The sequence below is a fragment of the Mucilaginibacter rigui genome (genome assembly GCF_014773275.1).
Classification (GTDB): domain Bacteria; phylum Bacteroidota; class Bacteroidia; order Sphingobacteriales; family Sphingobacteriaceae; genus Mucilaginibacter; species Mucilaginibacter rigui_A.
In genome coordinates this window covers 1-22,731 of sequence record NZ_JACWMW010000004.1, presented here as the reverse complement: position 1 = coordinate 22,731, position 22,731 = coordinate 1, and the positions used below count along the sequence as shown (strand labels likewise).

General features: G+C 42.4%; 19 protein-coding genes. 9 read left to right on the top strand and 10 right to left on the bottom strand.

The annotated features are described in order from the left end of the window. Positions 1 to 39: 39 nt before the first annotated feature. Complete coding sequence (locus tag IDJ75_RS16790) at positions 40 to 1,794, top strand: ABC transporter ATP-binding protein (protein ID WP_191176810.1); 1,755 nt, start codon at positions 40 to 42, stop codon at positions 1,792 to 1,794. A gap of 177 nt (positions 1,795 to 1,971) precedes the next feature. Here the strand turns inward: IDJ75_RS16790 and pyrH are convergent, their stop codons facing one another. The 7 genes from pyrH to IDJ75_RS16755 form a co-directional block, all read right to left on the bottom strand. After that, entirely contained in the window at positions 1,972 to 2,676 is a 705-nt protein-coding gene (gene pyrH, locus IDJ75_RS16785; RefSeq protein WP_191176809.1) for a UMP kinase, read from the bottom strand. 50 nt (positions 2,677 to 2,726) lie between these two features. Then, positions 2,727 to 3,848: an N-acetylglucosamine-6-phosphate deacetylase gene (nagA, locus tag IDJ75_RS16780; RefSeq protein ID WP_191176808.1), complete on the bottom strand. Its 1,122-nt coding sequence runs from the start codon at positions 3,846 to 3,848 to the stop codon at positions 2,727 to 2,729. Positions 3,849 to 3,974: 126 nt separating this feature from the next. Next, positions 3,975 to 4,826, bottom strand: a complete 852-nt coding sequence (tsf, locus tag IDJ75_RS16775; protein ID WP_191176807.1) for a translation elongation factor Ts — start codon at positions 4,824 to 4,826, stop codon at positions 3,975 to 3,977. A gap of 90 nt (positions 4,827 to 4,916) precedes the next feature. Then, complete coding sequence (rpsB, locus tag IDJ75_RS16770) at positions 4,917 to 5,771, bottom strand: 30S ribosomal protein S2 (protein WP_191176806.1); 855 nt, start codon at positions 5,769 to 5,771, stop codon at positions 4,917 to 4,919. A 19-nt stretch (positions 5,772 to 5,790) separates the two neighbouring features. Further along, positions 5,791 to 6,177 carry a 30S ribosomal protein S9 gene (gene rpsI, locus IDJ75_RS16765; protein ID WP_191176805.1) on the bottom strand — a complete coding sequence of 129 codons (387 nt, stop codon included), beginning with the start codon at positions 6,175 to 6,177 and terminating at the stop codon, positions 5,791 to 5,793. Between the two features lie 25 nt (positions 6,178 to 6,202). After that, positions 6,203 to 6,640 (bottom strand): 50S ribosomal protein L13, encoded by a 438-nt coding sequence (gene rplM / locus IDJ75_RS16760; protein ID WP_191176804.1) that lies wholly within the window; start codon positions 6,638 to 6,640, stop codon positions 6,203 to 6,205. 519 nt (positions 6,641 to 7,159) lie between these two features. Then, positions 7,160 to 8,182, bottom strand: coding sequence for an aldo/keto reductase (locus tag IDJ75_RS16755; protein WP_191176803.1), 1,023 nt, complete (start codon positions 8,180 to 8,182; stop codon positions 7,160 to 7,162). Between the two features lie 115 nt (positions 8,183 to 8,297). Here IDJ75_RS16755 and IDJ75_RS16750 point away from each other — a divergent pair, with 115 nt between their 5' ends. Both IDJ75_RS16750 and IDJ75_RS16745 read left to right on the top strand, forming a co-directional pair. Further along, the gene (locus tag IDJ75_RS16750; protein ID WP_191176802.1) at positions 8,298 to 8,624 is read left to right on the top strand and encodes a hypothetical protein; all 327 of its coding nucleotides are present in this window, start codon (positions 8,298 to 8,300) and stop codon (positions 8,622 to 8,624) included. A 55-nt stretch (positions 8,625 to 8,679) separates the two neighbouring features. Then, positions 8,680 to 10,290: a mechanosensitive ion channel family protein gene (locus IDJ75_RS16745; RefSeq protein WP_191176801.1), complete on the top strand. Its 1,611-nt coding sequence runs from the start codon at positions 8,680 to 8,682 to the stop codon at positions 10,288 to 10,290. A gap of 146 nt (positions 10,291 to 10,436) precedes the next feature. On the opposite strand, the gene IDJ75_RS16740 is transcribed toward IDJ75_RS16745, so the two are convergent. Both IDJ75_RS16740 and IDJ75_RS16735 read right to left on the bottom strand, forming a co-directional pair. After that, positions 10,437 to 11,417, bottom strand: coding sequence for an acyl-ACP desaturase (locus tag IDJ75_RS16740; RefSeq protein WP_191176800.1), 981 nt, complete (start codon positions 11,415 to 11,417; stop codon positions 10,437 to 10,439). 45 nt (positions 11,418 to 11,462) lie between these two features. After that, a complete protein-coding gene (locus tag IDJ75_RS16735; RefSeq protein ID WP_191176799.1) occupies positions 11,463 to 12,608 on the bottom strand; it encodes a glycoside hydrolase family 5 protein in 1,146 nt (381 codons plus the stop codon). Positions 12,609 to 12,663: 55 nt separating this feature from the next. Between IDJ75_RS16735 and IDJ75_RS16730 the strand changes: the two genes are divergently transcribed. The 6 genes from IDJ75_RS16730 (at position 12,664) to IDJ75_RS16705 (ending at position 22,148) form a co-directional block, all read left to right on the top strand. After that, a complete protein-coding gene (locus tag IDJ75_RS16730) occupies positions 12,664 to 14,010 on the top strand; it encodes a sensor histidine kinase (RefSeq protein ID WP_191176798.1) in 1,347 nt (448 codons plus the stop codon). 12 nt (positions 14,011 to 14,022) lie between these two features. Then, a complete protein-coding gene (locus IDJ75_RS16725; protein WP_191176797.1) occupies positions 14,023 to 16,110 on the top strand; it encodes a cellulose biosynthesis cyclic di-GMP-binding regulatory protein BcsB in 2,088 nt (695 codons plus the stop codon). Positions 16,111 to 16,157: 47 nt separating this feature from the next. Continuing rightward, positions 16,158 to 18,005 (top strand): glycosyltransferase family 2 protein, encoded by a 1,848-nt coding sequence (locus tag IDJ75_RS16720; RefSeq protein ID WP_191176796.1) that lies wholly within the window; start codon positions 16,158 to 16,160, stop codon positions 18,003 to 18,005. Beyond that, positions 18,005 to 19,606, top strand: a complete 1,602-nt coding sequence (locus IDJ75_RS16715) for a hypothetical protein (protein WP_191176795.1) — start codon at positions 18,005 to 18,007, stop codon at positions 19,604 to 19,606. Before IDJ75_RS16720 ends, IDJ75_RS16715 begins: the two co-directional genes overlap by 1 nt. Before the next feature lie 98 nt (positions 19,607 to 19,704). Beyond that, positions 19,705 to 20,571: an ABC transporter ATP-binding protein gene (locus tag IDJ75_RS16710; RefSeq protein WP_191176794.1), complete on the top strand. Its 867-nt coding sequence runs from the start codon at positions 19,705 to 19,707 to the stop codon at positions 20,569 to 20,571. Between the two features lie 2 nt (positions 20,572 to 20,573). Further along, positions 20,574 to 22,148, top strand: coding sequence for a hypothetical protein (locus tag IDJ75_RS16705; RefSeq protein WP_191176793.1), 1,575 nt, complete (start codon positions 20,574 to 20,576; stop codon positions 22,146 to 22,148). A 25-nt stretch (positions 22,149 to 22,173) separates the two neighbouring features. Here the strand turns inward: IDJ75_RS16705 and IDJ75_RS16700 are convergent, their stop codons facing one another. Then, entirely contained in the window at positions 22,174 to 22,407 is a 234-nt protein-coding gene (locus IDJ75_RS16700) for a hypothetical protein (RefSeq protein WP_191176792.1), read from the bottom strand. Between the last annotated feature and the right edge of the window lie 324 nt (positions 22,408 to 22,731).

Below are 22,731 nucleotides of genomic sequence, written 5' to 3'. Positions count from 1 at the left end.
CTGCTTAGCCATTCCCTTTTTTTATTTTTGTGTTACAACATGAAAATATTATTATCTTATTTATCCAAACACCGCTGGGTGGTAATTTTGGCGCTGTTTTTAGCGGCTACCAACATCGGTTTCTCCCTGCTCGACCCTTACATCACCGGCCGCATTGTAGATAACTTTATCGAGAAATATAAAGTTCTCAGTCATGACGAGTATATGTTCGGCGTGCTTAAGCTTGTAGGGCTTGCTATTGGCGTGGCCATGGTATCGCGTATAGCAAAAAATTTCCAGGATTATTTCACCAACATCATCACCCAAAAAGTGGGTGCAGAAATGTATGCTGACGGGCTTAAGCATTCCCTTGAACTCCCCTACCAGGTATTCGAAGACCAGCGCAGCGGCGAAACCCTGGGCATATTGCAAAAGGTGCGTTTAGATTGCGAAAAATTCATCACCTCCTTTATCAGTATATTATTTGTAAGCCTCATAGGTATGGTATTCGTTATCGTTTACTCGGCCACGGTAAGTTACCAGGTAACGCTTGTTTATTTTGCTGCTATCCCGGTTATTACCTTTGTAAGCATGGCCATGAGCCGTAAGATTAAACGGATCCAGAAAAACATCGTAGCCGAAACCACCGCGCTGGCAGGTTCAACTACCGAATCATTAAGGAATATTGAACTGATAAAAAGCCTTGGCCTGGCCAAACAGGAGATAAAACGCCTGAATACTACCACCTACAAGATCCTGGATCTGGAATTAAAAAAGGTGAAATATGTGCGTAGCATGAGTTTTGTACAAGGCACTACTGTAAACTTTGTACGCAGTGTTATGGTGGTGGTTTTACTGATGCTGATATTTAAGCAAACCATATCACCGGGGCAATATTTTAGCTTTTTGTTCTACTCGTTCTTCCTGTTCAACCCCTTACAGGAGCTCGGTAACGTGATACTAAGCTGGCGCGAGGCCGAGGTTTCGTTAGCTAATTTCAAAAACATCCTAAGCATCCCTATTGATAAAAAACCCGAAAAACCTGTGCTGTTAGAGAAAGTGAGCACCCTTACTTTCAGTGATGTGAGCTTTAAACACTTAACCGCTAACCGTAATGCACTAAATAATATCAACTTTAAAGCTAACAGCGGCGAAACTATCGCGTTCGTTGGGCCATCGGGCTCGGGTAAAACTACATTGGTTAAATTGCTGGTTGGTTTATATCAGCCGCTACAGGGCGATGTATTGTACAATAGCATTCTGAGCAAAGACATTGACCTTGATCAGCTACGCGAGAAAATAGGTTTTGTTACGCAGGATACGCAGTTATTCTCGGGCACTATTCGCGAAAACCTGTTGTTTGTTAACCCAACCGCAACCGACGAGGATTGTATGAACGTATTACAACGCGCAGCCTGCCAAACACTGCTTGCCCGTGCGGATAAAGGCTTAGATACTGTAATTGGTGAGGGCGGTGTAAAGGTATCGGGCGGCGAAAAGCAACGTTTATCTATTGCTCGCGCATTATTACGCAATCCGGATATACTGGTATTTGATGAGGCTACGTCTTCACTTGATTCGATCACCGAAGAAGAGATAACCGATACCATCCGCGACGTATCAGTATTAGACGACCATATCACCATACTGATAGCTCACCGCTTATCAACCATTATGCATGCAGATCGCATTTATGTATTGGAGAAAGGCAATATCATAGAATCGGGCAAGCACTTTGACCTGATAGAGCAGAAAGGCCTGTACTACGCCATGTGGAGGCAGCAAATTGGCGAAAAGCATACGGTGGATGCGTAAGTAAGCGCTACGTTTCTCCTTTGCGCGTAATTGCGAGCGATAGCGTGGCAATCTTCGATAGAAAAGTCGGCAACAAATATGTCGAAGATTGCCACGTCGCTACGCTCCTGCAATGACGGATTTTTAAATAAAGAAAGCCCTGCTGAAATCAGCAGGGCTTTCTTATTGGGTTTTTTATTATTTCACCAGCGTACCTATTGGCTCGCCTTTGGCAATCTTCATAAAATTGCCTTCTTTGTTCATATCAAATACGATGATAGGCAGTTTGTTTTCCTGGCAAAGGGTAATGGCAGTCATGTCCATTACGTTAAGGCCTTTGTCATAAACTTCCTGGAAACTGATCTCGTCATAACGGGTTGCTGATGGGTCTTTCTCCGGGTCGGCGGTGTAGATGCCATCCACACGGGTACCTTTCAACACAACATCAGCTTTTATCTCTATAGCCCGTAACGATGCTGCGGTATCAGTAGTAAAATACGGGTTACCGGTACCGGCGCCGAAGATGACAATTTTACCAACCTCTAAGTGGTGCATGGCACGGCGACGGATGTAAGGTTCGCAGATCTGCTCCATTTTAATGGCCGATTGTAAGCGGGTTTCTACACCGATGCTTTCCAACGCGTTTTGCAGGGCCATACAGTTAATAACGGTTGCCAGCATACCCATATAATCGGCCTGGGCGCGTTCCATACCGCTTTTTTCGGCACTTAACCCTCTAAAAATGTTACCGCCACCAACAACAATAGCTATTTCTATGCCCTGGTCTTTTACGTTCTTGATGTCGTGCGCGTATTGCAGAACCTGGTTATTATCAATACCATACTGATGTTCGCCCATCAGGGATTCGCCGCTAAGCTTTAGTAATACTCTTTTGTATTTCATTTATAAGGAAGATTTATCAAAAATAGATAATAAATGGTATTGTTAAAATTTTATAACGCCTTCGTTAAATAATTACCCTGCAATATGGTTGCCAGGGTTTCGTATTGTTTGTTAAAAATAATGAGGTCGGTATCAAAGCCAGCTTCAATTTTGCCCTTTTTTATTTTAGATGCCAGTTGTGCCGGGTAAAGCGATGCCATGTTCACAGCTTCGGCCAGGCCAATCCCCACCTTGTCTACGCAATTTTGCACTGCCTTAAGCATAGTAAGACTCGAGCCTGAAAGCGTTCCGTCGGGCATTACATATTTATCACCTTCCAGCCGGTGCTGGTAAGTACCTTCGGTAGCAGCGGTAACCGCGTCCGTTATCAGGAACAGTTTATCCCCAAGTTCGCGTTTTGCTAACCTGATCATCGGCCAGTCTACATGGTTACCATCGGCAACAATGCTGGTGTATGGCTTTTCCTCAAATATTGCGGGGATATAACCCGGTTCGCGGTGATGCATCTGGGGCATGGCGTTAAACAAGTGTGTAACGGCCGGTATAGGCTTGTTTAAAAAGCTTTTACCCTGCTCGTAAGTAGCATTACTATGGCCCGATGATATAATGATACCCTGCGCGTGCAGGTAATCTATCACTTCCTGGTCCTGCAATTCGGGTGCTATGGTTATCATGGTGATTACACCATCTGCCTGTTCTACCCAACTTTTAACTTCGGCAAGGGTGGCTTTTTTGATCAGGTTTGCCGGGTGTGCCCCTTTTTTGGCAGGGTTAAGATACGGCCCTTCCAGATGCACGCCCCAAAAGTTACCCCTTGCGGTTTTGCGGTACTCTTTAGCTGCGGCTATGCCCTTTTCAACAATGTCATTGGTGTTTGTACCAATGGTTGCAAAAAAGCCTGTAGTGCCCTGGTTAAGCAGGTCATCCTCCATACGCTTCAGTGCGGCTACTTCGGGCTTGCCGGCAAATAGTTTACCACCACTACCGTAGATCTGCAAATCGATAAAGCCCGGGGCAAGATAAGCGCCATTAAGATCTTTCTTCTCCGCATTAGCAGGGATGGCTGTTTCATCAACAATAGCTTTGATCTGGCTGCCATCTATTAAAACGGCTTTACCCGCGGTAAGGCTACCGCCCGAGATGATGGTGAGGTTATGAAGTGCTGTTATCATAGTGTCCAAATATGATTTACGCAATGTTACGTCGTACAAAAAGACGCAAAGTATTGCGCCTCTAAATCCTTTAAAAGAAAAGGGCAAAAAAAATCCCCCTCGTTAATAACGAGGGGGATAGTATAATTAAGCTCCTAAAGCTACCCGCTTAAATGCGGTAACGGTTAGGCCTTTATCAACCGTATCTAAGAACTGAGCAACAGTTTTAGAAGAGTCTTTAACAAACTCCTGGTTTAATAAGGTAGAATCTTTGTAGAATTTGTTCAGTTTACCTGCAGCAATTTTTTCAACCATTGCTTCCGGTTTACCTTCTGCGCGGATCTGGTCTTTTGCAATTTCCATCTCACGCTCAATAGTAGTAGCGTCAACGCCATCTTTATCAATAGCAACAGGGTTCATAGCTGCAATTTGCATTGCAACGTCTTTACCCGCTTCGTCAGCACCGGCAACAGCTTTGCTTAAACCAACCAATACACCTAAACGGTAGTTACCGTGTATATAAGCAACAACTTTATCGCCTTCAATCACTTCGTATTTAGATACGCCGATCTTTTCGCCGATTTTACCTGTTTTATCGATGATAGCATCACCAATTTTAACACGTGAATTTTCAACGTCGATCTCTAAGTTGTAAAGTTCTTCGATTGAAGCTGGTTTATTCTGAACAGCTGTATTCGCAATTTCGTTAGCAAAAGCAATAAACTCAGCGTTTTTAGCTACGAAATCAGTTTCGCAGTTAAGTTCGATGATAACACCGGTTTTGAAATCTTCAGAAGTACGTGCAATAACAGCACCTTCGTTTGATTCACGATCCTGACGGCTGGCAGCAACTTTAGCGCCTTTTTTTCTTAAAAAATCAATAGCAGCTTCAAAATCACCGTTGGTTTCTGTTAAAGCTTTTTTGCAATCCATCATGCCCGCACCTGTTTGCTGGCGCAGTTTGTTTACATCTGATGCAGATATTTGTACTGTAGACATGTTTTTAGTTTTTTTATTATGTTAAAAGTCGCAAGTCATAAGTCTGAAGTCACTTAAGACTGCAGGCTCAAGACTTACGACTAAATATTATTACTCTTCTGTTGAATCAGCAGCAGGAGCTTCAGTTTCAGTAGCCTCAGCGGTTACTTCTGCAGTCCTTTTACGTTTGCCACCTTCAGAGCGGTCAGCTACTTCAGGAGCATCAGCTTTTGCTTTAGCAGCAGCTGCTTCTTTTTCAGTTTCGTCTTCTTTTTCGCGTTTGCGCTCATCTAAACCTTCTTCAATAGCTTTGATGATAATACCGGTGATCAATGAAATTGATTTGGTAGCATCGTCATTCGCCGGGATAGGGAAATCGATGTTTGAAGGATCAGAGTTTGTATCAACCATTGCAAATGTTGGTATGTTAAGCTTTAAAGCTTCAGATACCGCGATGTGCTCTTTCTTAACGTCGATCAGGAACAATGCAGCAGGTAAACGGTTAAGGTCCGCAATACCACCTAACAAGGTTTCTAATTTGATACGCTCGCGCTGTATCATTAAACGCTCTTTCTTTGAAAGGTTGCTGTAAGTACCGTCTTTAGTCAATTTATCGATGTTTGACATCTTTTTGATCGACTTACGTACGGTAGCAAAGTTGGTTAACATACCACCCAACCAACGCTCGGTGATATAAGGCATGTTTACGCCTTTTGCATATTCAGCTACGATATCTTTCGCTTGTTTCTTTGTAGCTACGAATAATACTTTACGACCTGATTTTACAATTTGTTTTATTGCTGCAGCAGCTTCCTCAACCTTTGATAAGGTTTTGTTTAAATCTATAATGTGGATACCGTTACGCTCCATGAAAATGTACTGTGACATTTTCGGATCCCATTTGCGGGTAAGGTGACCAAAGTGTACACCTGCATCCAGTAAGTCCTGATATGTTGTTCTTGCCATTGTTTGTGTCCTCCTTAAATTATCGTTTACTGAATTGGAATTTCTTACGTGCTTTCTTACGTCCTGGTTTCTTACGCTCAACCATACGGTCATCACGTGTCATTAAACCTTTAGCGCGTAGAGCTGGTTTTTTCTCCGGATCCAGTTCAACAATAGCTTTCGCAATAGCTAAACGAACGGCTTCTGCCTGGCCTTTAACACCACCACCTGCAACGTTTACTTTAACATCAAATTTACCGGCAGAGCCAGAAACTTCTGTTGATTGCATAACGATGTATTGTAATGGTAAGGTAGGGAAGTACTCTTTGTAATCTTTACCGTTTACGGTAATTACGCCACTGCCTTCGTTCAAATAGATACGGGCCACAGCGGTTTTTCTTCTGCCTGAAGTGTTAGTTGTTGGCATTTTCTTTTCTCCTTGTGATTAAAAATTAAATGGTTGTTGGATTTTGAGCTGCATGAGGATGCTCTGCACCTGCGTAAACATGCAGGTTACCATAAATAGCACGGCCTAAACGATTTTTAGGTAACATACCACGTACGGCTTTTTCAATCACACGCTCAGGATGCTTTGCCATTAACTCTTTTGGAGAAATGAAACGCTGACCACCCGGGTAACCGGTGTAAGAAACATACTGCTTTTCGCTGAATTTGTTTCCGGTCAGTCTAACCTTGTCTGCATTGATAACAATTACATTATCGCCGCAGTCTACGTGTGGGGTGAACCCTGGCTTGTGTTTACCTCTGATCATCATCGCGATCTTAGTACACAAGCGCCCCAAAATCTCATTGTTTGCATCAACAACAACCCATTCTTTATTAACGGTTTTCTTGTTGGCTGAGACAGTTTTGTAACTTAACGTATTCACTTGCTTTTAATTAAATTTATTAAACGTATACTTTACCCCGTAATTACGGGACTGCAAAGATAGGCTTAATTGTTTAATTAACAAATGGTTTTTGAGGAATTATTAGGGAGATTGTTTAAGGTTTGGTATGGTGGGTTAATTAGGTGGTTAAACTGGTTATTAAAGGTAGTTATTTATAATATTATGAGAGGGTTGGAAAGGCAAAGGCTGTAATATTTAAAGAGATATTATGTTGATTTTGTATATTAACCCAGGAGGTAAATGTTATGGCGTTACCTGCGGCCCGGGCTTTTCGCTCATACTGCACAGGCCTTAGGCGCGGGGCCGGTATCCGCTGCAATCCCTAACGCAACATTCTAAATATAAAGAGACGCGAAGTATCGCGTCTCTACGGCCAACCCATTTTGCGAGCTTAGCATGACACTATTCGATAGAAGGTCGGTGACAAGCATATCGAAGATTGCCACATCGCTATCGCTCCTCGCAAAGACGCGTGGTATATTATGAGACCTATATATATTACCACCTCTTCTCTACCCTATCATAAAACCCGCCGAACGAATTAACCTTCACAGCTTCCTCGTTAAAGAAATCGCCGGGGAAGCCTAACTCAATTTTGCTGGCTTCGTCCAGTTTGGCAATATGCGATGGCTCAAGGGTTACATCTACCGTTTTAAGATTATCATTTAGCTGGTCTATCTTGGTGGCACCTACAATTGGGATGCAGCTGAAACCTTTGCTCATGGTCCATTGCAGGGCAACATGGCTTTCAGATACGCCAAGCTCTTGCGCAATTTCCATTACCACTTTGGTGATGCTCTCGGCGCGGGCATCCAGGCGTTTGCTGTCGGCTTTTATACGGCCTTTGTCGCCTTTAAGGTATTTACCTGTTAATGCGCCGCCTGCCAATGGCGCCCATGGAGTAACCGTCATCCCAAAATGTTTGGCCATCGGGATCAGCTCGCGTTCGGCAGTACGGGCAAGCAGGCTGTATTCTACCTGCAGAGCTATGAATTGGCTCCAGCCCATTAACTCGGCAAGGGTATTGCCTTTGGCTACTACCCATGCAGGGGTATCACTTATGGCGGCATAGGTTACTTTGCCTTGTTTTATCAGGTCATCCAGCCCGCGCAGCACTTCATCTATCGGGGTAATATCATCCCAAATGTGAAGGTATAGCACATCTATAAAATCGGTCTTTAAACGCTTCAGGCTTTCCTCCACGCTGCGCATCATGTTTTTACGGCTGTTGCCGCTGGCATTGGGGTTGGTAATGTTATCCTTTAAGGTGTATTTGGTAGCCAGTACAAAATAGTCGCGGTCCTGCGTTGAAAGGTAATCGCCTATGATCTTCTCGCTGGTGCCCAGTTTGTATATATTAGCGGTATCCAGAAAATTGCCGCCTGCATTGGCGTAGGCATCCATTATCTCGAAGCTGGTGGCAGCATCTGCTCCCCACCCGCCTTCGGTGCCAAAACCCATAGTGCCTAAACAAAGCTCGGATACTTTAAGGCCCGACCGGCCCAGTAATTTATATTTCATAGTGGTAGTTTTATAATAAACGCTGTAAGCAAAACTCCTGTTTTAAAAGCTTAAATAAAAATGTGTGTTAAACAATACGGGTAACCCAATTGTAAATATATCAAACACATAAGCCATGAAGATCATCACCCTGCATAAACCGGTTAACATTAACGAGCTTTACACCCACCTGCAAGAAAGGTTGAACCCCATCTTTCAGGAGCAAAGGCAAAGCGATATCAGCTTTAATATAGCCAATACGCCAACCGGTATAGAGATAAGCTACCCGCAATTATATGAAGGCGCCTTGTTTACTATTACTGTGCAGGATGATGAACTATGGATTACCCGCAACGAACATTATGTAGATGATGTGAACGCCATCACCTTAGAATCAATACTGAACAGTTTGTTTGATGATCTGTCCAACGGCCTGGGCACCGATCTGGTGCAGGAAGGTTGATCTTTTTACTATTTATACTTAAATATAATATTTAGCTTTAGCATAAAAACCTGCTATGCCTAAATTTTATGTGCTATTTATATGCCTTTGTATAGCCCTTAACCCGGTTAAAGCGCAAAAGCCTGTAACTGCAACAGGGTACCCGGTTATTATTAATAAGGATACCCTTTTTGCATTTTACACCGGCCAGGGGCTTTTTACGCCCGCCGAACGGGCACAGGTGGTAACCAAAAGGATAAACGGATTGATAAGCCGGCTTGATTTTGTTGCCGATTCGCTGAAACTGACCCACGATAGCACACTATCTGTTATAACCTATAAGGCCGAAGTTGTTTTTGCCATAAATGAACAAGACAGCAAATTTAGCGAGCTAAGCCGCAAAGCCCTTGCAGATAACTACTATGCCCTTTTAAAACAACGCCTTAAAACCGCTACCGAAAGCTATAACCTTAAAGAGTTGGCCATACAGGTAGGCGAAGCTATATTGGTATTTGCCCTGCTTATACTTTTGATATGGCTGGTTAACCGCGCGTTTGGCTGGCTAAGCAAGCGCATCATCGGCAGTTGGAACCAGCGGGTGGAAGCTCTTGCACAAAAAGGCGCACCGGCAAATTATGTAAACCGGCTGCTGCCTTTTGTAAATACGCTGTTGCGGGCAGTAAAATTTGCTGTTATTATCCTGCTGGTATACCTTGCCCTGCCGGTACTGTTTTACATCTTCCCGTGGACAAAGCCCATCGCCACTCAACTATTGGGCTACGTTATCAACCCACTAAAAAGTATTGCGCTCGCGTTTTTACGGTACATCCCCAACCTGCTAACGGTATTGGTTATTTATATGGTAACCCGGTATATTGTAAAATTGATTGGCTTTATTGCCACCGAAATAAAGAACGGTGCGTTCACCATCAAAAATTTTTACCCGGATTGGGCAATGCCTACTTACAATATAATAAGAGTGATACTTTACGCTTTTATGTTTGTGGTGATATTCCCTTATCTGCCCGGGTCCGATTCTAAGATATTTCAGGGTGTTACGGTATTTTTAGGTATCCTGTTTTCGTTTGGTTCGTCATCTGCTATATCTAATATGGTATCGGGCCTGGTACTTACTTATATGCGGCCATTTAAACTTGGTGATGTGGTTAAGGTTGGTGACATAATGGGTACAGTTATAGAAAAAAACATACTGGTTACCCGTTTGCGCACCATTAAAAACGAAGATATTACCATCCCTAACGCAACAATTTTAGGCGGGCATACCATTAACTATTCATCAACCGCTAAAACTGCCGGGCTAATATTAAACACAACCATTACTATTGGGTACGACGCCCCCTGGCAACAAATACAACAGCTACTAATTAATGCGGCCGAAGCTACCGAAGGCATCTTACCCGAGCCCAAACCTTTTGTATTACAAACCGCGCTGAACGATTTTAACGTGAGCTACCAGGTAAATGCGTACACCAATAACCCGGGCATTATGGCTATTACCTATTCTGCATTAAACCGCAATATTCAGGATAAATTTAACGAGGCCGGGGTAGAGATCATGTCGCCGCACTTTACTTCGCTGCGCGATGGTAATGGCATACAAATACCAGATAACTATAAGCCTGATGGGTATAAAACGCCGGGATTTGGCTTTAATAAGGACAAGTAGAACATTGTCATGGTGAGCCTGTCGAACCATTAGCCATTATGCACGGGCGTATAAGTCTTCGACAAGCTCAGACTGACAATACTGCTAAAGCAAAAAAACCACAAAGATCATCTCCTTGTGGTTTCATTAATATTATTCAAACATGCTTATCCGTAGATCCAGCTGAACTTATATTCCAGCATTGGGTTTTTCATACGTTCGGCAACGCGAATTAAACGGCCTGGCAGGTTCATGATATAATCACGTGCTTTTTCGCCGTCTTCTTTCAGGTCTACCACGCTTGCAATGTGCCAGTCTTCTATTAGTTCTTTTAATATATCAACATAGTCTATAGCGGTATAAATACCCAGGCGTTCTGCCGCGTCGGTAAAGTGACCAAATGTTTGGCCAATCTTTAAACCAATTTCGCGCAGGAAATGCGCCGGCATTACAATCTTTTTGCGCATCATATCCTCAAAGGCCAGCATGGCTTCGTTAGGGTCAACCTCAAATATTTTTTGGATAAAGTATTTGTATGCCTTTGCGTGGCGGGCCTCATCACCGGCAATAACACCACACATTTTTGATAACAACGTATCGCCATCCTTTTTAGCTTGCGAAGCCACACGGCGGTGAGATACATTGGTAGCCAGTTCCTGGAACGATGTGTAGATAAAGTTACGGTACGGATCGTGGCCGGTACCTATATCAAAACCATCGGCAATTAAGTATTGGGTAGATACCTCCATGGCGCGCATGTTAACACGGCCGCTCAGGTACAGGTATTTATTTAACAGATCGCCGTGGCGGTTCTCTTCGGCAGTCCAGTGGCGGGTCCATTTCATCCAGCCGCCTTCTTCGTTATCAGATACACCTTCAACCATGGTTAACCACGATTCGTAGGTAGGCAGGGCTTCTTCGGTAATGGTATCACCTATCAGTACAGCAACAAGGTCATATGATAAGCCTTTAGCGCTTTCCTGCATTTCTTTAATCTCACTGAAAAACGTATCTCTGGACGCATCCGGCAAAAAGTCCGACGGTTGCCAAATGGTATCAATAGGCTTTAGATACTCGCTCATCTTTTCAAGCATGAACTTCTCTATATGCCCCATTACTTCCTTACGTTTTTCCTCAAAAAATTTCATAGCACTATCTTAGGTCGGCAAAGTTAATCATTTAAAACTACAATATTATTTTGAACCCGTGTAATCAATTGCCTGTTTCATACAGTCGCTTAAATTATTTATACCCGGCGCCCCATTAAATATCGAAAAATTGGTGTTATAATCCCATAATATCCCCGGCATATTCATCGCCTTTAGGTTTTTGCGTACAGCCTTAATATATCTGCAACGGCTATCGGCATCTGTATACTTATTAAATACACCGTACTCTCCGCACAACACCGGTACGCCGTATTTGTTGCTCCAGTTTTTAACTATTTGCAGTTTATCATGAACAGACTGCTCGTTGCCATCATTTTTATACTGATAATAATTATGCTCGCCCCAGGTGCCTATCACTTTAGGGTTAATTGGCGGATAGGTTTTGGCGTTATAAGGGAAAGGCACACCCGTGGTTGCTACCTGGTCGCCTACCCAATCGGCGCCCTGGTGCGTAAAAAAGAACGGCTCATAAAAATGGAACGTATAAATAATATTTTCATCAGCCAGCCTTTCCATGCGGCTCAATTCATAAATACTATTAAAGTTTGATGCGCCTACTATCAATGTCCTCTTCTTGTCGGCCCCCCTTATAGCGGTAACTATATTATATGCGGCGTCCTTCCACACTTTGGGGTTCATGTGGGGCGGTTCATTATAAAGTTCAAAAAACAGGCTATCGTAGCTTTCATTACCGTACCTTTTAGTTAATTTTAACCATAGCGCAATTGCTTTTTGGGTTTCGGTTAAATAATTACTATCATTTAATTTACCATAATGGTAATCTATTATGAGCTTTATGCGGTATAACTTACATTGTTTCAAAACTTCATCAATTTGTGCAAATACTTTCTCAGGCGAGATACCTGCGTCAGTAAAGTATTCGAATGCTACAGGGAGGCGAAGACTTTTGAAACCAAGTTTTTTAAAAAGCTTAAAATCTGTAGTTGTAAGGGGGTTTTGCCTTAAAACGTTCTTATTCCAGGTCTGTTCGAACCAGGAAACGCTAACGCCGTTGTTTAAGCTTTGCGCGCGCTTAAAGGCAATTTGCCTTACGGTTAGCGGGGTTGGAGTACTTTTTGCATTACCACAGTGCATAATTATAATTAATATTATAATAAGCAGATTTATTGGCAGTTTTGGGAACGTGTTTGTTAAGGCTGTTTTTTTCAATATCTTAATGGTTATTAAGAACTGGTCTTATTTATATTAATAATTAAGGATACAAATGTTTGTTCAAATTTCAAAAGAGGAATACAAAAAAGAGATATCAAAGAAAGCCTGGTATCAAACAAATAATATAATCTGGACAATTATATTTCTATATCCCATATTTAGTATTGTTGACTTTATTTACGCTAATAATATATGGCTGCAATTTTTTATTGTAAGAATTATTACAATACTTATCATATACGGCTTGTATAGCTTTTTCCAGGCACGTAAGTACAACTACCGAACGTTGCTCCATATTTGTTTTTTCCTGTTATCTGCCACATCGGCCATTTTATGTAATGTAGTAAATATACAGCAGCAAGCAACTTACTACTTAATTTTTGCCACCATTATCCTGTTCTTTAACCTGCAGGTTTTTTGGGAACCTATAAATTCTATCGTACAAACTTTAGTAGCGTTATTGCTGCTTGCCGTATTCTATAACCTTTTAAGTGATTACACTTTAGACCTTGTAATAAGCAACGGTGGCTCAATGTTCTTCATCGTAGCTTTTATATCATGCCTTATCCCCAATGCGCGGTATAAGGTAATTGCACGCGAGGTACGCTCACAGATACTGATCGAAAAAAGCAACGAGCAGCTTAAAGAGCAAAACCACGACATTAACGAAAAGAACAACATTATTGACCGCCAGTACGAGCAACTGCGTAAACTTGACGACCAAAAGAACAGCTTCATCAACATTGCTGGCCACGACCTTAAAAACCTTATAGGCTCTATTGTAATGTGCAATAACATGCTTAAAGAAGAAGACTATCGCTTAAGCGCCGACCAGAAAGAATACACCCATTACATATCAGAATCGGCAGAGAAAATGCAGTATATGCTTAACAAACTGATGGATGTTAAAGAGATAGAATCGCCTGAGATGAAATTCAACATGGAGATCTTTGATATTAACGCCGAGGTGGTGCACGTATACAAAGGCCTGATTGAAACCGCCCAGATGAAGAACATCCATTTGGTTGATAATATATTAAAACTACCCCTGAATGTTAAGCTGGACAAGGTTTTTGTTGGGCAGGTTTTCCAGAACTTACTCTCAAACGCTATCAAGTTTTCGCAAACAAACAACAATATTAAAGTTGTTACCAGCTTGCAACGCCAAAAGTTTGTTTTCGAAATTATTGACGAAGGTGTTGCTATTGGCCAGCAAGAACTGGATATGATGTTCAACAAGCTAAAAACGCTTAATGATGCATCGGGCACCATTGAGAGCAGGCTTGGCCTGGGCCTTTCAATAGCCCTGTTAATGACAAAGGAACTTGGCGGTGAGCTTGTTTACCGCAGTGACGATAACGGAAATTATTTTAGAGTAGAATTTTACGTAATAAACTAACGCTTATATCTGATGAAGAGATTTTTTACACTCCTGGCTTTAATAGTACTTAGTACAGCTTCGTTTGCCCAGTCCATTATTTCATTCAAGGCAATGGGCCATAATGATGATGAGCCTGTATTTGGCATGAGCGGCGCTACTTCTTTTTATTTTAAAATTACCCCGCAATATGAAATAGTTGGAAGTAAGCTGGTTATTTACTTTGAGCCATCGCAGGCATTGATCCGCGACAGGTCATACATTAACTTGTTCGTGGGTACTAAACCGGTTTATAGCGGCCGTTTAACAAAAGATTCTATCCAGCACATTACTATTGCGCTTACAAAAGCCGATGTATCTGCCGATAATTACCTAAAGATACAGGTTAAAACCCTGCTGGCCATTACCGACGACCAGTGCCGCGACCTGGATAACCCCGCCATGTGGGTGAAGATCAAAAACTACTCTTACCTCTCGTTAATAAAAAGCAATAAAAACTTCTTTAATAACATCAATATCAGTAACTGTTTCGATTCAAAAACGGCTATTGTGTATAACAGTAATCCATCCCTGCATGACCTTAAGGCTGTTGCCTGGGCATACGCGAGATTAAAAAAGACCCAAACAAGAAATATAGGCGTATTTGAGATAAGCAAACTACCTGATAGTGTGCGCAACTATATTATGGTTGGAAGCATGCCAACCCTGCGCGATGATAAACGCGCGTTGGTAAAAGTTACACCGCAAACCAACCAGGGTTTATTGTACCTGCATAAAGCGGTAACTACCGTAACAGATACCATAACCCGCATGGTTGAAAACCATGGCAGGTTTACACCGGTTAAATCCGTATCGCAGGAGGCTGTACCTACCGAGATACTGTTTGTTACCGGTGGCGATGATGCCGGTTACGAAAAAAGTATAACCGCTTTAGGTAATATGAACGTGCTAAACTCCACCTTTGGCGATTACCTTCTAGTTAATAAAGCGCAAAACACCTTCTTTAAAACTATTGATGAGAACCGCTCAAAATTATCGTTAAAGCAAATTGGTGGTGTAAGCGATTTCTTATCGGGTATTGGTTCGTTAAAAAGCGCATTCAATTTTAAAAACTCCGATTTTAGCTTTACCCCAAAAGAAGTTGAGATACGTATTGTTGCAAACTACAGCAGCTTAAACCCGGGCGACCGCGGCTTCTTTAACATTTACCTTAACGGTTTATTATTAAGCAGCGAGAAACTGGATGCATCCGGTAAACTAAATACATCGGTAACTATTAACAGGTACCAGCACCATAAATATAATACGCTGGAGGCCGAGTTTAGGTTTTACCCTAACAGTGGTAACTGTAAAAACAGCTTCACCAATTTCTTCTCAGAGATAGATGTAGATAAATCATACCTCGAATCAAAAAACCCGTTCATAACAAGCGATTTGAGCTTTTATCAATACCCCGAAGCATTTAACAGCGGCACAACCCGCGTAGTGGTATCAAAACCATATGCAAAATATGCAGCCGGCGCAATGGGCGAGATCATTTACGAGCTGAATAATAACATCAACGCCAATAATTTCCCCGAGTTTATGTACTCTGATGATGTGTTAGCTAACCCATCTGAGCTTAAGAAAAACAATATTATTGCCCTGCTTGCCAAGGATGATAAGCTGTTGAATGAGTTTCCGGATGCGCCGGTTAAGTTTAACCGCAATTTCAGGCTTTATAATACCGATAACAATACAGTGGTTTACTCCCTGTCAGACACCACCTCGAACGGGTTGGCCCAGATATTTTACGGCCGAAGCAATAACGCCACATTGGTATTAACCGCCACAGGTAAGCACCTGTCTGAAGCGTTCCTGGCTGCATCAAAATCAATAACCGAGCAGCTCTCAACACTAAGCAGTAACGTTTGTATATCCGATGTTAACAACAACAAGTACCTGTTTAATATAAATAAATCAAGCGAGAACCTGGAGTATATCGACACCAAGAGCGCGCTAACCCGTTTCTGGGATAGTTATAACCTGTATATTTTATTAGGTATACTGGTGCTCATTCTGTTATCATTCCTTTACATACGTTCAAAGGTTCAAAAATCGCAGGAGCTGTTTAACGACTAATGTTTCCTGTGTATTTAGCAAGATTTTAATTATATAGTATTTTTTTCATGAGGATATCAATTCCTGAATTGCTAACTAATGATGGGTTTATCACAGCAGGTGACCGCGAGGCAATTGAGCAACACTCAGCTGCCTCGGGTTTATCCTACATCAAGATAGCGCTCACTTCGGGGTACATCTCACGTAAAAATTACGACAGATCTATACAAAACGCGGGTTACCAGATCCATGAGCACCCGCGCGATGAAGCGTACGACCAGGATGTGCTGGATAAGATAGACCTTACTTTTGCGCACGACCGCCTGGCTATGCCCCTGCGCATAGAAAATGGCAAGGTGGTGGTTTTAATGGCTTCGCCGGATGACGACCTGTTTATAGATTTTATCCGTTTTACCTATGATATGGAACCCGAGATCATCCTCGCTTCCGATCTGGATATTACTTGGTTAAGCAACAAACTACTGGGCGAGAAGTACACAAAATCGGCAGTATTTGAGCTCATGAAACGCGACCCGGATAGCTCAGCCGTGGTTACCTTTTCTACTACACAGCTTATTGTCATATTTGTTATCATAGCGCTGGTTACCATAGGGCTGGTGCTCAGTTTCAAAAACACCTCCATTATTATTAATGTTATCATCAGCTCGTTCTTTTTGGTAGCCATTATCTTTAAGCTTTTCCTGGCGCTTGTAGGCTCCCGTTTCGAGCTGCACCAGGCCGTTACCAAAGAAGAGCTTAAACTGGTTGTTGATGACGAGTTACCGATATACACCATATTACTACCGGTATATAAGGAAGATAAGCTGATAAAAAAGCTGATCTGGAACCTGCAATCAATAGATTACCCGCGCCACAAGCTTGATATAAAACTATTGATAGAGGAAGATGACGATAAAACTTTTAACGCGGTAAAAAATCTTGATTTCCCCGCCATATTTGAGGTGATAGTAGTGCCTTTCCACATGCCAAAAACCAAGCCCAAAGCTTGTAACTATGGCCTGCACTTTGCCCGTGGCAAGTACCTCACCATTTACGATGCAGAGGATATACCCGATACCGATCAGCTAAAGAAAGTGGTATCGCTTTTTGGCAAACTGCCAGATGAATATATCTGCATACAAAGTGCCTTAAATTACTTTAACCGTAACGAGAACTTCCTTACCCGTATGTTTACACTTGAGTACTCGTATTGGTTTGATTATATGCTGCCCGGTCTGGATACGCTGGATATCCCCATCCCACTGGGTGGTACCAGTAACCACTTTAAGCTTGATGAGCTGGTTGACCTTGGCGCATGGGATCCGTTTAATGTAACCGAAGATGCCGACCTTGGTGTACGTGCTTATGCTAAGGGTTATAAAATTGCCATCATCAACTCTACCACTTACGAGGAAGCCAACAACGAACCGTTTAACTGGATCCGCCAGCGCTCGCGCTGGATAAAGGGGTATATGCAAACTTACCTGGTACACATGCGCGACCCGGTAGCCCTTTGGAAAGAAATTGGCTGGAAGGGTTTCCTGGGCTTTAACTTCTTTATCGGCGCTACGCCAATAACTTTTTTAGTTTACCCGCTGCTGTTAACCTTTTTTATCTGCTACGTAGTTTTCGATTTGTCTACCATCCGTACGCTCTTTCCGGACTGGGTGCTGTTCATGTCGATATTTAACCTGATGGTGGGTAACATACTGATGATATATATTAACATGATAGCGGTATTTAAGCGCCGTTATTATGAACTGATATTGTTTGCCATAGCCAACCCTATTTACTGGTTAATGCACTCTATATCGGCATATAAAGGCTTATACCAGTTAATTGTAAAACCCTTCTACTGGGAAAAAACAAATCATGGCTTAAGTAAAGTTAACAGCCCAACAAACGTTGTAAAATAATGAAGCTAACCAGTGGCATATATTTATCTATACTTACCCTTATACTGGTAATATACTACCTGGTTTGTGGTATTTACCTCAATAATCTGGGCTACTACAACCACGAGTCGCTGTTTTATATTGAGAAAGCCAAGATTGTTTTTGAAGGCACAGGCAATCGCCTTAAAGTTATGGGGCTAACTGCCCCTTTGATCCCTTTTTACGCTACGTTTATATTTACCGGTTTTAGCGCAACGCTGGCACCGGTACTGGCATCGGCAGTGGGTACGGCAGTATTGTTTTATGTAATAGCAAGCACCATTACCAAACGGCTGAATGATGATGGTTACATCTGGTTACTGCTCATCATCTTCCTGTTTCACCCGGGCATTATCTATACGGCAGCATCGGGTAAAAGCATCTACCTTATACTCATTTTCTTTTTTTTATTTTTCCTCAACCTGTTTAAGTTTTACCGGTCAAACACTACCTTCCACGTATCTATTGCCAGCCTGTGTTTGGTTATCCTTATATTTTGCGATTACAAGTTTATCTGGCTTACGCTTTTCTTTTTGCCGCTGGTATTATCCATCACCATACACAGTTTAAACCTGGGCGAGCAGGAGTCTATCTTCAGGCTGTTCTTAAGCTTCAACAGCCCGTCGTTAAGGCGTAAGCTGGTTAATAAAACCTTTGCGCTTTATATTATACTGTTTAGTTTGCCATTGGCCGCAGTACTTTGTTATAAGCTGCTAAACCTTACCCACGCCAGCGATCTTAACTACTTTGCAGAAAGCCCTTACGCCACCTGGAACGTGCTGATAGATAAGCTGAGTTTTGACCAGATATCCACCAACTCTAAATATCAGATCCCTGAAACATCTATCCTGCTATCGGCCCGCGTGGTGTTGTTTGCCCCCATGATCCTGATTGCCATATACCTGTTTAGGGAAAGTACCTACCAGGTACTAACCATACTGATCCCTTTTGCATTCATCGAGTTTTTGCACATTAAGTATGATAAGGTATTTTTAGCCTACCAGTATTACATGATATTTTTGATACTGGCGTACCTGTGCGTAATATTCAAAGCGCATACTGTAAAAAATCACAAAAGCTTTAAACTATTGCTGGCTGTAACCATACTATTTCAGCTTTATTTTGGTTGGGATTACTTAAAAAACTCACTTGTTCCCGAAGAGCGTAACTTTGTAAAAGTATTAACTGAAAATAAGGATGATACAGTACAACAGGATAATGTTGACGTTGCCAACTATCTGAACAGCTTACCCGGAGATGCGCATGTATTGGCAGACGATGCCATTGCTTATGGCATAATAGCTTTTACCACCGATATTAAACCTGTGATAATGCCTTATCAGGGCAATTTTTTAAGTGCGCTGGAGTCGCCTGATAAGTATGTAGATTACGTGGTGGTTGCAACTGCCAAAAACATAGTATCGGGCTATACACAGCTCAATAACAAATACATTATCAGCATCCGCCACACTATCCCCAATGTTAACTTCCGCAAGGTATATGAAACCAACGACTGGACTGTTTACCGTGTAATAACCAACGCTACCGAGGGTGGTTTTGATAGCAGGCTGATCAGAAAATAGACATACCCGGTATGTAAGGTAACCCTCGGGGATGTTTATTTGAAGTATTGATGTAACTTATTTTTCATGCCGGCGTCCTAAGGTCATAACTCTCATAAATGGCTTTAGTAATTACCAACCTTACCAAGCAATACAATAAACACAAAACCGGCTTAGCCGATTACTCCATCACCATAAATAAAGGTATACTGGGTTTATTAGGGCCAAATGGCGCCGGCAAATCTACCCTGATGAAGATAATTGCAACCATCAGCAAACCTACACAGGGTACCGTTTTTTTAGATGGCGAGGATATTGTAGCCAACCCCGGCCGCATCCGTAAAGTATTAGGCTATCTACCACAGGACTTTGGCGTTTACCCCAACCTTAACGCTTATGAATTTTTAACTTATATAGCCGCGCTGAAAGGTTTGGGTGGCAATGACCTGCGTAAGCGCATAGATATGCTTTTGGAAGGGGTTAATTTAACCGCCGATGCCAAACGACCGATAGGTACTTACTCCGGCGGGATGAAACAGCGGATAGGCATAGCCCAGGCATTGCTTAACGATCCTAAAATATTAATATTTGATGAGCCCACCGTTGGGCTCGATCCCGAAGAGCGGGTACGTTTCAGGCAGCTGGTATCAGACCTGGCCGATGATTGCATCATCATCCTTTCCTCACACATTGTATCAGATATTGAAACTATTGCCGATGAGGTGGCCATTATGCAAAACGGCCGTTTGCTGGCCAAAGCCATACAACCCGATATTATAAAAAGTGTAGAAGGCCGCGTTTTTGAAACGCTGATAGATAGCAGCCACCTTCCCGATTTTAAAACGAAACACCTGGTTATAGATACCAACCGCCAAAAGGATAAAACAAGGGTACGTTATATTACCACAACACCGCTTGCAGGTTCAACAGCACTTACTGCCACCCTGGAAGACGCTTACCTATTTTTAACCCATAGCAACGCCTAACCTTGAAATACATCTACAGCATTATTAAGGCCGATTATCTGCAACGCACGCGCAGCTACGTATTTCTGATAACTATGGCTATCACTATTTATGCGGCTTATTCTTTTGTACCACCGCCAAGCGCGCATTACACCACCTTAAATATTGTGGGCTTTAAAGGGGTATATAATTCCGCGTGGGTAGGCCACCTGTCGGCCATGATGACTACTGTTATGCTATCGCTGTATGGGTTCTTTTTGGTTACCGGTGGCATCAAAAAAGATGTTGATACCGAAGTGGGCTTAATAATAGCAACAACCCCTATCAGCAATTTTGGTTATCTGCTTAGTAAAATGCTAAGCAACTTTCTGGTTTTGCTCACCATTGCAGGTACCACGTTTGTGGTAAGCCTTGCCATGTTTTTTTTACGCAGCAGCGGCTACCCATTTGTTATCAGCAATTTTATTGTCCCATTTTTATTACTTGCCTTACCGGCATTGCTGTTCATATCAGCTATAGCGGTGGTTGGTGAGGTATTTTTAGGCAAGCGCGCTATACTGCAATATATTGGTTTTGTATTTCTTTTTGGTGCAATTATGGGGCATACCAAAGGAGAAACGAACGATACCATAGCTGTAGTTACCGATCCTTTTGGTTTACGCACCATGACCATGAGCATCCAAAACCAGGTAAATAACGAGTTCCATACCCACGTAGACGGCGTATCAATGGGTTTCACCTTTCATAAAAAAGATAATGCCTTCCGTACTTTTACCTGGAACGGGATTACCTGGACACCTGTATTTATGTTTAGCCGGTTATTATGGATCATACTTGCATTTAGCCTGGTATATATCTCCTCTTTCTTTTTTCACCGGTTCGATTTTAAGCAGATAGCCCACAAAAAGAAAAAAGCAACCCAATATGCTGATAACATACCAGTGATAACACCGGCCATTACCGCAATCAGTATGGCGGCGTTGCCAGCCATAATAAAAAATTACAGCATTGTCCCGCTTATTAAAACCGAGCTAATGCTGTTGATCAGGAAGGGATCTAAATGGCTTTGGCTGCTTAATGCCGGTTTATGTGTAAGCATGCTGTTTGCACCACTGAACATATCGCATACTTACCTTTTACCTGTGCTATGGTTTTTACAGGTAACCCGCCTGAGTGAGCTGGCCACAAAAGAGAAAACCAACCGTTTGCATTACTTCACATGGTCGTCATACAAACCACTACAACGCATGTTACCCGCCCAGATCCTTGCAGGTGTAACCCTGATGGTAACCCTTGCCCTGCCTTTAATAATACGCTATTTGTTGGTATTAAATGGCTTTGCTATAGTTAACATTTTATTGGGCGCTGTTTTTATTGTGCTGCTGGCCGTATGTATGGGCATAGTTAGCGGTGGCAAAAAACTTTACGAGATCGTATTTTTTCTCATAACATATCTGGTTACCCAAAAACTACCGCTGGTAGACTATCTTGGCGCCATTGCCCATAATAGCCAGATACTTTACACTGTGCTAATCCTAAACATTGCCTTGTGCTGTATCAGCTTTTGGGCAAGAAACTACCAGGCAAGGCATTTATAAAAATACCTCTAAACTTTACTGCCGCTTAGTGATGAATAACGTTTGCCAGTTCGCTTACGTCGGTTTTTATCTTTTTAGCACCCTTGCCTCTTTCTTTAAGGTAATCCTGCGCATGCTCTTTAAGTTCAGCAGCGGCAGCATCAATATCTGCTTTACGTTTAATATACAGGTATACAATTGCACCTGCAAAAGCTACCCCAAGGGCCAAACCTGCTAATAATTTACCGCTGCTATCGTGTTTTTTAAATGGATTTTTCATAACTGTTGTTTTGTAAGTTAACAAGCCGTTTGCGGTTTAGTTCTGATTTATTGAAAATCAATATTCTGAAAATGTGCGGTAGTGTTGCACATGGATGCTGTAGCCCCGCTATCCGCTCATACGCCACATCGGCCTTAGGCACGGGGCCGGTATCCGCTGCTATCGGGTTTAGGTTACCCGGTCTGGCATAACATTGTCAGTATCGCGTACAATAAACAGCTGATAATAAGCCTATTGATGGTATTGACAAGTGTTCACGGCAGTGAACGTGAACACCCGGTGAGGTCCGAGGGCGTTTAAGGACGTTTTGGGGGCGTTTTAAGG